Source organism: Wolbachia endosymbiont of Mansonella ozzardi, assembly GCF_020278625.1.
In the GTDB taxonomy this organism is placed as follows: Bacteria; Pseudomonadota; Alphaproteobacteria; order Rickettsiales; family Anaplasmataceae; genus Wolbachia.
In genome coordinates, this window is the sequence record NZ_JADAKK010000043.1 from 1 (window position 1) to 10,884 (window position 10,884).

The window sequence follows — 10,884 nt, forward strand, 5'->3', positions numbered from 1 at the left end:
AGTTTTTTTCGTTTCTATTGAATACTAATGCTCTATCAAAAGTTTGTTATGCGAGTAATCTAATGTTGTTTTGTGCACCTATGTGATATTTGATAACTCCTCCTTTACAAACTTTATGTCACGCAATATAGAAATTGTGGAAAGAGTTTGTTTTTGGTATTATGTTATATCTATAGAATTCTAGCACCGTATGAACTTTAAATCGGTTGTTTTATGTATACTAGATGGCTGGGGAAATGGAATAGAAAATAGTGAATATAATGCTATTAGCAATGCAAAGCCACCCTGTTGGCAGTATATTGGCTCTAAATACCCAAGATGCAGTTTATCTGCCTGTGGGATCGATGTTGGGCTACCAGATGGTCAAATAGGCAATTCAGAAGTTGGCCATATGAATATTGGCAGTGGCAGAGTAGTGATGCAAAGCCTACAGCGGATTAATCAAGAAATAGGAGCAATAGAAAGCAATGCAAATCTACAAAGCTTTATTGGCAATTTAAAAAGTAAGCATGGCGTATGCCATATAATGGGATTAGTGTCAGACGGTGGTGTTCATTCGCATCAAAAACATATTTCAACCCTAGCAAATAAAATATCCCAACATGGAATTAAAGTGATGATACATGCATTTTTAGATGGCAGAGATACATTACCAAATTCGGGGAAAAAATGCATTCAAGAATTTGAAGAGAGTATAAAGGGCAATGACATAAGAATTGCTACCGTCTCTGGACGTTATTACGCTATGGACCGTGATAACAGGTGGAAAAGAACAATTGAGGCTTATGAAGTCATCGCATTTGCAAGGACACCTTGTCACAATAGTGTGATGTCGTTGATTGACGATAATTATCAAAACAACATAACTGATGAGTTTATCAGACCTGCAGTAATAGGTAACTATCAAGGTATAAAGCCAGAAGATGGAGTGTTACTGGCTAACTTCCGTGCCGATCGAATGATACAATTGTCAAGTATTTTGCTTGGTAAAACAGACTTCTTGGATGTCATTCCAACATGTGACGCTGGAATTTATGGTCAAACTGCTCAGATGACAGAAGACTATAAACAAAAACCATTTTCTTCGATTCTAAGTATGGTGGAATACAAAGCGGACTTAAAAATTCCCTGTCTTTTTCCTCCTACATCCTTTGCCAACACTCTAGGACAGGCAATAGCGGATAATAAACTACGACAGTTGCGTATTGCTGAAACTGAAAAATACGCTCATGTAACTTTCTTTTTCAATTGCGGCAAAGAAGAACCTTTTCCCGGTGAAGAAAGAATTCTCATTCCTTCACCAAAAGTTAAAACTTATGATTTGCAGCCTGAAATGTCAGCCTTCGAGCTCACAGAAAAGCTTGTAGAAAAAATTTATTCCCAAGAATTCTCACTGATAGTTGTAAATTACGCTAACCCTGATATGGTAGGTCATACAGGTAACATGAAAGCAGCTCAGAATGCTGTGCTAGCTATAGATAATTGCCTTATGAAAGTGCTCAATGCTGCTGAGGAAGTAGGTAATGCTGCGCTCATCATTACGGCAGATCACGGCAATGTTGAATGCATGTTCGATGAAGAAAACAACACACCTCATACATCACATACTTTGAACACAGTTCCATTCATTGCATGCTCTGATTCTTATAACAATCTGAAGCTGAGAGATGGAAGGCTATCTGATATCGCTCCCACTATTTTACAGTTACTTGGAATTAAAAAACCAGACGAAATAACAGGTAGTTCATTGATTATATAAGCAGCTAATACGTTTTATGGCATTATAATCCACTATCAAGAATTGATTTGCATTTGGAAATAAAACACTGTGCAAAGCAGATAGCATATCTATTTGCTGCTCTAAATGACCATGCCCTGCTGCTTCCACATTAGAGTACCGAATATCGTTTTCTCCAGCATACACAGATAAAGAACCATCGTCTTCAACCGTTTTGTTGCTTTGCAATATTATACTGGAAACTTCCTTCTGTTTTAAAGCTTCGAAGCAATCTTCAACTGTCGTGTAGAAAAACTCACCGTTCCGCTCCCTGGACATACTTCTCGATAAATCTTCAGTACATTACGGAAAAGTGGCGGAGAAAATAGCTTTTGAATGAGTAGCTGGGAGAGTTGTAGTTATTATGAAGAGCGATGACACGGTCTTGACCAAGAAGCAAGAAATTTAAAAATTTTTCTGTAAAATTTCCAACTACTTTCAAAGCACCTTCCGAAAAATTGCCAAATTATTTTAAACTAGCCTCTGCACTCACGTCATCAAATACACAGTTGGGATCAAACTCATACTTCTCACCATTTAAATTCTACATTACGTAAAGTACCATTGCCATGAATAATATACAACATCCTTCCGCCAAATTGTTGGATTATGCACTTGCCGGCCTCTTTTGAATTTACCTCATTTTGATGCACGTTAATAAAATTAATTTCACTTATGTCATCACTTTCAATAAAAAGTTTAACTGTGGTACTGCCTAATGTTAGGTTGTGCTCTTTAGTGTTAATATTTGTCATACTTCCCCCACCCTTACCTTAATTGATAGAATTAACAATCAGCCTTATTTGCGCTAGCTATACGCTTTAACTTAACCCAACTTCTAGATTTTCCGCTGTTAACACTAACGATTCATTAAGAAAATTATCAATATCACTAATGCTATCTATATTTTTTGTACTGATGGATTGATCAATTCTTTTAACTAGATTAGATAAAACTTTATTAGGCCCAATTTCAACGAATTTGTTAACGTTACGGTTTACCATATACAAAACCATCTCTCTCCACCTTACTTTGCTTATGATTTGCTTAGCAAGCAAACCTCTTATTATTTTTGGGTCACTTTCTTCTTTGGCTGTAACATTTGATACAAATGAAATCAAAGGTCGAGCTACTGTAATGCTTTCCAAAAATTCCAAAAGTTTTTCATCAGCAGGTTTCATAAGAGATGAATGAAAAGGCCCACTAACTTGCAATTTAATTAGTTTCCTCACGCTTGAGTTTCTGAATAAATCGGGCAACATCTCAAGAGCTTCCGCAGTGCCGCTTACCACTACCTGTCTACCGCCATTATCGTTTGCAATTTCACAAACCCCTTCAATTTTTGCTGATTTCAATATATCTTCTACTTCGCTTACCTCTGCTCCAAGCAATGCAACCATTCCGCCTTTACATTTCAGAGAGGCTTCATGCATCGCTTCACCGCGAACTTTCAGTAGCTTGACTGCAGACTCAAGAGTCAACACTCCTGCAGCACATAGTGCTGTATACTCGCCAACTGAATGGCCACAAATATGCTGAACGTTGCAATCAGATAAAAGAGATCTGCCAAACACATGCTCCATAACACGTAGCGTTGAAATTGACACTGCCATTATAGCTGGCTGAGCATTTTCTGTGATAGTTAATTCTTCAATAGGGCCGTCAAAAATTAAACTAGATAACTTTCTACTTAGTATACTATCTACTTCATTAAATACCTGTCTTGCAACAGAGAATTCACTATATAAACTCTTTCCCATTCCTACAAACTGAGAGCCCTGACCAGGGAAAGCAAAAATCATAATAATTATTATTTATTTTTCATCAAGTATACTACTTTATTTATTTTCGTCAATATTTTAGAATAATAATTGACTTAGTGGATCGAATCTACTAGAATGTTAACTAGCAAAAAGTTTGTAGGTAGCAATGGTAGAAATTGATTATCATAAGATTACTATAATCATGACAAATGGTCAAAAGTTTGAAACTCGTTCCACTTATGGAAAGGACGGTGATAAGGTAAAACTTGATAGAGATCCTCTAACCCACCCTGCATGGACTGGAAGTTTGACAAGTGGATCGGCAAGCAAAACTAGCAAAATAGCTAAGTTTAATGATAAATATGGAGGTATCTTCTAGTTTTTGCTTCTTTCTCTGAGTGAAGCATGCATAAATATAAAAATATAGCCTACGTTGCTTCTGAGTCACCAAAATCGCAGGAAGTATCCAAGCTGTTACAAAAATTTAATCTTATCAATATAACAGAGGAAAATAAATCCGAAATTGATCTACTCATAGTCATTGGCGGTGATGGCTTTATGTTACGCACCCTGCATAATTACGTGATAGGAAATAAAAACATACATGTATATGGAGTAAATACTGGTAACGTTGGATTTTTGATGAATAAATGCTTTAGCCGCAGCGAAGATCTAACTGATAACATAGAATACACAATCCCAACTCAGCTCACTTTGTTAAAAATGGAAGCTACAGATATAGGTGGCAAAAAATATCATTACATAGCATTAAATGAAGTATATGTTTTTAGAAAAGCGAATCAAATAGTAGAAATGAATGTTACTATCAATGACAAGTTAAAAGTAGAAAAATTTAGAGGGGATGGAATAATATTGTCTACCCCAACCGGTAGCGCTGCATATAACTTTTCTGCCGGAGGCCCAATTTTACCATTAAACTCAAACTTATTTGCACTGACCTCTGTTAATAGCTATCACCCAAGGCATTGGAACGGAGCGTTAATTTCAAGTGATACAGTAGTACAAATTGACATTAACGACGTGGAAAATCGTCCAGCACTTGTAGTATCAGATTACAAGGAATTTCGTAATATATCACAAATAAAAATGCAGAAAGACCATGAGAACACAGTTACTCTACTTTTTGATAGAGATTATTCACTAGACAAAAGAATCTTTGATAGGCAATTTTTATACTAAATTTTTCATATTTATTCTTAAATTAGTATTTACTACATCTTAACAACTATAGTGTAATCAACACAGCATTAGTAATTAATTTCGGAGAGTAATATGCTAAAATCAGTCACAGGAGAATCCCAAGTAAAATTAACTTCCTACGAGAAAAGGGATGAAGATAGCGAGACAGCACCAAAAACTCTGCCACAAGTAGCATTCAGAACAATTACTCCAGGAAAAAATGAGAACAAAATTATACAACCTACAAATCCGTTTGATGAATCAAATTCTGAAGGTGAAGAAGAGGAAACATCAAGGTCATTGGATAGTGGAGTAGATAATCGAAGTTTGAAAAGATCAGTTTCCGAAGGGACGATATATAGCCTACCTTGGGATAATAATAAAATATTGGAAGATTTGAAAAGATTATCCGCCAATAAACTCAGCAGTGGTTCAGGTACACCTCCAACTCTCCTCACACCAAAAGGTGATGGTGATATTGAAAGTAGTGAAATAGATTCAACAACTCCTTTAATCAACTCAAGTAAAAAAACAAACAGATTCTTGCCAAGAGTAAAATACGCTATGCAGCAGAAGGGCTTTATAATTTCTAGTGTAAGTGCTATTGTGCTTGGCGCATCTGCAGCTTTAGTATCTTTGCAAGATAAAGCAAAGTTTATCCCATTTTTTACGAATAGCTCCAGATATGTTACCATACCAGTCATTGTACTCGCTTCATTACTTGCGATTATTCCAATATTTTGTGCAATAAAACAATTTAGAAACACTGATGAATGTCAAACCCAAGGAAAAAATTCGGATGAGATTTTAGATGAAATGTTGGAGCTCCAGCCAAAGGATAAAGTAATAAAATCTGTAAGATTGGAATATAGCAATGGCACTCACTCAAATTTTGCACTTAACGCTTGGAAAGCTAAAAACGGCTTCATTAACATTGATGAAAAAGTAATTAGTAGAACTAACAAAATAGAATCAGTAATCAACAATAGGCCAATATTTACTGCATTGTTAACTGGCGTAGTTGTTGCAAATATCGCGCTTCCTTTAGGGCTACTTGCAATAGATGGTGTTAATAATGTACAAAAATTTTATCGGAATCTTTTGAACCACAATGTAGGATTATCATTACTTATAGGCTCAGGTATACTTACATTATTAATCATATGCCTTGGTGTACATTACCATAACAAAACAAATTGTACTAATCTTATATCTTCTCTAGAAGAGATCAACACTGAAAACGTTAACAAGGAATTCATTAAAGAAATAAAACGCGAAAGAACAAATGTTCTTGAGGAAAATCACAGTAAAGACGCTAAGCGCAGTAGCTTAACGCTTGAGCAAGTTGTGGTTCAATCTCACAATTATTCAAATGTTGTTTACGGTGTTGGTGGATAAATAAATTCTCTACAAAATATTAATGCCCCTTAATGGGGCGATAATTCTTATGTATTAAGCAAATTTTACATTTGCTAAAGTCTCCCTATTTGAGTATCTTTAACTATAAGAAACTATTGTGTTCAATATGAAAAGAGCTTTAATACTCACATTTCTAATAACAGTTGTATTAATAGTCGTTGCTTACTTGTACAAGAACAGTGAAACTGACAATTCACGAGTGGTGAATGTTTATTCATCACGTAAAGAAGAGTTAGTACGCACTTTATTTGATGAATTCACAAAAGATACGGGCATCAAGGTACGTTATATTATTGATGATTATTCTCAATTGCTCTCACGCATGGAAAATGGTGGTGAAGCTGACTTATTTTTAACTGCGGACGCAGTGAATTTAATTTTAGCAAAAAAAAGAGATCTTCTGTCCCAGGTAGACTCAGAGGTTTTAAAAAGTGCTATACCTGCAAAATTTAGAGATAGTGAAAATTATTGGTTTGGCCTTACAAAAAGAACTAGAATATTAGTTTACAATAAAGAATCAGTGGACCCTAAGGATCTAAGTACTTACGAAGACCTAGCAAATGAGAAATGGAAAGGAAAAATATTAGTACGTTCTTCTACGAGTCCATATAACCTATCATTGATTGCTTTTATAATTGCAAATGATGGTTTTGAAAAGGCAAAAGAATGGGTCTGTGGAATTGTGAGCAATATGGCAAGAAAACCAAGTGGTGGCGATACTGACCAAATCCACGCTGTAGCTGCTGGTGAAGGAGATGTTGCAATAGTAAATAGCTATTATTTTGCAAGGGTTCTTTTATCAGGAAATGGAAATAAAAGGAATATTATAGACAAGCTAGGGGTTTTCTTCCCTAATCAAAATGATAATGGCGTAATGGTAAACATTAGTGGTGCAGCGGTAACAAAAAACTCAAAAAACAGAGAAAATGCTATAACTTTGCTGGAATTTTTAGTAAGCAAGCAAGCTCAAGAACTATATGCTAAAAAAAATCAGGAATATCCTATTGTTGAAGGTATCGAAACTTCCGACGTATTAAAATCTTGGGGGAACTATTTACAAAGTAACTTACCTCTCAGCAAGCTTGAAGAACACCTGCTAGAAGCTGTTATGATAGCTGACAAGTTTAAATGGAAATGATGCTCAGCACACCGGGCAAGAAGATTTACGTTGATGCCATGCCGATTTAATTGCTTCTAATATCTTGTCCTTTATCCATTAAGCTTTCTTGTGCAAGCTTTTTGGTTGCAGGGCCAAGAATTTGTTTATTACCTGGTTCCAGCTTCTTATTACCGCCTTCTTTTTCATTACTTGCAGCTTTTTCAGTTGGAGTTCCTATTTCATTAGTTGACTTTTCTATCTCCCCTTCTTTCTCAGAACCTTTCATCTTATCTACTGCCTGTCTTCCTGCATCTAATATGCCTTTTCCCGCAGCACTCAATAAATCATAACCTACATCTGGTGCTTTTTCTTCTGCCCCTTGAATAAGCTTACCCACCTAATATACCGCTAACAATCATAAGACCCATGGCAATTATACCACCAATTGGTCCCCTAAGCAGAAAGCCAATTGCAATAACACCAACTCTCTGTTGTTAGATCCATCAAGTCCATTATTGGAAGCAGGGTTTTCGGTTCTATTATTCTTCCTATAACTACCATATGCTAAAGCTCCAACAACAGAACCAACAACTAGATAGAAAAAGCAGCAATTGTGAGCGCTATTCTCCACGGCATGTAATCTAGTATTTTCCTTCCCAGGCTAGTCTTCTCATTTTTCTTTTCAGTTTTTACAACCATTTTCAACCTCACTTGTTATTAACATACTAACTACAATAAAACCAGAGTACTAATTATCAATTAATACCAGTTTTTATTTTAATGCAATGCCTATTTAAGCTCAGCTAAAATAACTGTTGTGCAGGGGACTTATTGAAAAAAGGTAATAAGGAGGTAGAATGAGTTGAATGGCAATTGTACAATAAAAAGAAATTATGAGCGATAGAAAGAATCTGCTAAGCATACAGGATCTCACAATCGATGATGTAGAAAATATAATCAAGCTAGCCGGTCAATACCTGAAAAACGAAGCTGCGAATGGGCATATCTTAAAAAATAAGGCAGTAATAAATCTATTTTTTGAAGATTCAACACGTACTCTTGTATCTTTTGAAATAGCAGCAAAAAGTCTTGGAGCAAATGTTATAACTCTGCCGATAAAATCTTCTTCTATTAATAAAGGAGAAAATTTGAAAAATATGGTGAAAACGTTAAATGCAATGAATCCTGACTATATAGTAATCAGGCAAAAAAACAGCGGTATTTTGAATATGCTGGCCGAGCATGTTAGCTGCTCGCTAATCAATGCAGGTGATGGAAGCAGTGAACATCCAACTCAAGCTCTTGCGGACTATTTTGTAATCAGTAGTAATAAAAAGCAAATAAAAGATCTAAAAATTGTAATATGCGGAGATATTTTGCACAGCAGAGTTGCAAGATCGAATATAAGATTATTAAAAATGTTTGGAGCAAAAATATGCTTAGTTGCACCACCAACTTTGATTTGTAGATACTTTCCTGAGGTAGATTCAGTCCATTATTCACTAATTGAAGGCATAAAGGATGCAGATGTAATTATGCTTTTGAGGTTGCAGAAAGAGCGCATGAATAATGGTTGTTTTATTCCTTCAGAGAGAGAATATTTTCGTTTATATGGGCTTGATTTACGAAAGTTGTCATACGCAAAACCAAGTGCGATAGTTATGCATCCAGGGCCAATAAACAGAGGGATCGAGATCAGCAGTGATATAGCAGATAATGTTATTCTACAGCAGGTAAAATTCGGATTGGCAATACGCAAGGCGGTGCTACATTATTATAGTTCTTGCTAATATCAAAAAAAGTTTGTAATTCTGTAGTAATTTATACTTAGCTCAGTATAATAATCTCACACACATGTGGGGTTGCTTCATTAAAACAGCAGCCCTTTATGTGTATTAACCCACGCTAAACGAGTTATGATCGTGATAAGCGCAATCGCTTGCGCAGTTAAATATTTCTTCCAAACCATTTTCTAGATAAGCATTATATTCATTGTGTTGATCTGAAAATGAAGCGCTATCTTGCGTTTCTAAACTAACACCACTTGTGTCTGACAGCAACTCATAGTTTAAGTTATCCATTTTTGTAATACTACTTATTACCTTGCCCTCTTTATCAGATATAGCTAAGTCATAATGATCGCCATTTTTCATTATCTTGATGGATACCTTATCTTCAGGCAACGCTATACACTTCTTCGTATTGCTATCGCGAATTACGAACTTGCCATCTTGAAAGTAATACTTGTCTTCTGGCAAAGCACCAACCTTATATCCAGATTTGGCCAATTTATGCCAAAACTTTAACACAGATTGCTTTTCTGCTCCTTCGGCTTTGTCACACAAGGCCTTCACGTCATGATAATCTATAGCCACATTTACCTTGTACTTTCCTTCCGAGGCTTGATCAGAGCTTTTTTCTATTTTTAAAATTATGTCTTTCAATATTACCTGCTCTTGCTCTTTGTCCTCCGCTAAAGCTAACCTTTTCACCCTCGTTAGAATTTGTGGATGATAAGGCAGCGTTTCATCATTGTCGTTTGATGCAGCCTTCTCTTCGGCAGCTTGAGCAACAGCATTAGTAGTATTATAAACCACGTCTAGCGCATCGATTTCTGTCTCAGTTTTGCTTGCAATTGCCTGTTCTTTTGAACTTGCGGTTCGTTTCCCTTTTGTGTATATTCTCTGATAATCAGTATAGCCTTTATCAGTATCCCCGATATCACCACTACCTTGGTCAAAGGTTATTTTTCTACTTCCATTTTTCACATTCTTAATTTTAACTTGAGGAGAAACAGATGCAAGTAAATCGCTACAACTGTAGTTATAGTCAGCAGAAAGGAATATTTTCCCCTTAAAGTTATGGAAGTTATTAGATAACATTCCAATTTCTTCATCACCATCAAATAGTTTTACCTTAGTGAAATATGTTTGACCGTTTATCCTAAGTATTTTACCGCTGGAGTCTTTTTGTATATGATAATCGTTTGGATCGTGCTTTATAGCGAAAAGTTTACCATTCTCACGTCCATCAGAATTCAAAAGATATTTGTCAAAATTTATAAGACCTATATTGACATATTTATGAGAATAGTCCCTCTTTTCATATTCATGTGCAAATATTGGATCTATATACTTATATTCATCTGGTATACCGTTATATTCATTACCATCAGCATCGGCTGGCACCAATTTATACCCGTCATCTTTTTGCACTAATTTTAGATGAGTAATACTTTTTGGTAGTTGAACCCTTACGTTTGCTCCATGGTCATGAATAAATAGGTCGCCCTCCTCACTAATGTAAAAACCCATGTTTTTGAATTTATATAAGCGCTCGCCTCCTTGCTTCACAACTGCTTCATATACGTCGTCGTCTGTCCTATCGGTTCCCTTATTATCCAATAATCCTCCTTTTTCCACAATTACTCCGCCCTTTCTTTGTTCATCAGAGTATTGGACATGCTCTGAATTCTTATGACTCAAAATCCTCGTGCCTTTAATAAGTAAAGGATCTAAGTCTTTTTGAATATGTCCAACACTAGGATGCAACAATTCATTTTCATGTAAATGTGCTTCATCGAAATATTCATCACGTTCAACTGTTCTTCCATCTACCAGGAAAGC

General features: G+C 35.7%; 10 protein-coding genes and 1 pseudogene. 6 read left to right on the forward strand and 5 right to left on the reverse strand.

The window, feature by feature from the left end; all coding sequences use genetic code 11:
- Positions 1–190: 190 nt before the first annotated feature.
- Positions 191–1,759: a 2,3-bisphosphoglycerate-independent phosphoglycerate mutase gene (gene gpmI / locus IHO40_RS04370; RefSeq protein WP_225536937.1), complete on the forward strand. Its 1,569-nt coding sequence runs from the start codon at positions 191–193 to the stop codon at positions 1,757–1,759.
- Here gpmI and IHO40_RS04375 read toward each other — a convergent pair.
- The 3 genes from IHO40_RS04375 to fabD form a co-directional block, all read right to left on the reverse strand.
- The gene (locus IHO40_RS04375; RefSeq protein ID WP_225536938.1) at positions 1,745–2,056 is read right to left on the reverse strand and encodes a hypothetical protein; all 312 of its coding nucleotides are present in this window, start codon (positions 2,054–2,056) and stop codon (positions 1,745–1,747) included. The two genes, gpmI and IHO40_RS04375, sit on opposite strands and share 15 nt — an antisense overlap.
- Before the next feature lie 251 nt (positions 2,057–2,307).
- Positions 2,308–2,532 carry a hypothetical protein gene (locus IHO40_RS04380; RefSeq protein ID WP_225536939.1) on the reverse strand — a complete coding sequence of 75 codons (225 nt, stop codon included), beginning with the start codon at positions 2,530–2,532 and terminating at the stop codon, positions 2,308–2,310.
- Between the two features lie 66 nt (positions 2,533–2,598).
- Positions 2,599–3,579 (reverse strand): ACP S-malonyltransferase, encoded by a 981-nt coding sequence (gene fabD, locus IHO40_RS04385; protein ID WP_225536940.1) that lies wholly within the window; start codon positions 3,577–3,579, stop codon positions 2,599–2,601.
- A gap of 127 nt (positions 3,580–3,706) precedes the next feature.
- Between fabD and rpmE the strand changes: the two genes are divergently transcribed.
- From rpmE to IHO40_RS04405, 4 genes are all read left to right on the forward strand, one after another.
- On the forward strand, positions 3,707–3,919 hold the full coding sequence (gene rpmE, locus IHO40_RS04390; protein WP_225536941.1) for a 50S ribosomal protein L31: 213 nt from the start codon (positions 3,707–3,709) through the stop codon (positions 3,917–3,919).
- A 26-nt stretch (positions 3,920–3,945) separates the two neighbouring features.
- The gene (locus tag IHO40_RS04395) at positions 3,946–4,740 is read left to right on the forward strand and encodes an NAD kinase (RefSeq protein ID WP_225536942.1); all 795 of its coding nucleotides are present in this window, start codon (positions 3,946–3,948) and stop codon (positions 4,738–4,740) included.
- 93 nt (positions 4,741–4,833) lie between these two features.
- Positions 4,834–6,138 (forward strand): hypothetical protein, encoded by a 1,305-nt coding sequence (locus tag IHO40_RS04400; protein WP_225536943.1) that lies wholly within the window; start codon positions 4,834–4,836, stop codon positions 6,136–6,138.
- A 127-nt stretch (positions 6,139–6,265) separates the two neighbouring features.
- On the forward strand, positions 6,266–7,297 hold the full coding sequence (locus IHO40_RS04405) for an extracellular solute-binding protein (RefSeq protein WP_225536944.1): 1,032 nt from the start codon (positions 6,266–6,268) through the stop codon (positions 7,295–7,297).
- 46 nt (positions 7,298–7,343) lie between these two features.
- On the opposite strand, the gene IHO40_RS04410 is transcribed toward IHO40_RS04405, so the two are convergent.
- Entirely contained in the window at positions 7,344–7,655 is a 312-nt protein-coding gene (locus IHO40_RS04410) for a hypothetical protein (protein WP_225536945.1), read from the reverse strand.
- A 496-nt stretch (positions 7,656–8,151) separates the two neighbouring features.
- Here IHO40_RS04410 and IHO40_RS04415 point away from each other — a divergent pair, with 496 nt between their 5' ends.
- On the forward strand, positions 8,152–9,048 hold the full coding sequence (locus IHO40_RS04415) for an aspartate carbamoyltransferase catalytic subunit (RefSeq protein WP_225536946.1): 897 nt from the start codon (positions 8,152–8,154) through the stop codon (positions 9,046–9,048).
- A 105-nt stretch (positions 9,049–9,153) separates the two neighbouring features.
- Here IHO40_RS04415 and IHO40_RS04420 read toward each other — a convergent pair.
- A pseudogene (locus IHO40_RS04420) lies at positions 9,154–10,884 on the reverse strand (peptidase M2); the annotation flags it as partial.

Excerpts from the sequence above, each read along its gene's own strand:
- rpmE (WP_225536941.1), top strand. The coding sequence starts at position 3,707 with ATGGTAGAAATTGATTATCATAAGATTACTATAATCATGACAAATGGT.
- IHO40_RS04400 (WP_225536943.1), top strand. The coding sequence starts at position 4,834 with ATGCTAAAATCAGTCACAGGAGAATCCCAAGTAAAATTAACTTCCTAC.
- IHO40_RS04405 (WP_225536944.1), top strand. The coding sequence starts at position 6,266 with ATGAAAAGAGCTTTAATACTCACATTTCTAATAACAGTTGTATTAATA.
- IHO40_RS04395 (WP_225536942.1), top strand. The coding sequence starts at position 3,946 with ATGCATAAATATAAAAATATAGCCTACGTTGCTTCTGAGTCACCAAAA.
- IHO40_RS04415 (WP_225536946.1), top strand. The coding sequence starts at position 8,152 with ATGAGCGATAGAAAGAATCTGCTAAGCATACAGGATCTCACAATCGAT.
- IHO40_RS04375 (WP_225536938.1), bottom strand. The coding sequence starts at position 2,056 with ATGTCCAGGGAGCGGAACGGTGAGTTTTTCTACACGACAGTTGAAGAT.
- gpmI (WP_225536937.1), top strand. The coding sequence starts at position 191 with ATGAACTTTAAATCGGTTGTTTTATGTATACTAGATGGCTGGGGAAAT.
- IHO40_RS04380 (WP_225536939.1), bottom strand. The coding sequence starts at position 2,532 with ATGACAAATATTAACACTAAAGAGCACAACCTAACATTAGGCAGTACC.
- fabD (WP_225536940.1), bottom strand. The coding sequence starts at position 3,579 with ATGATTTTTGCTTTCCCTGGTCAGGGCTCTCAGTTTGTAGGAATGGGA.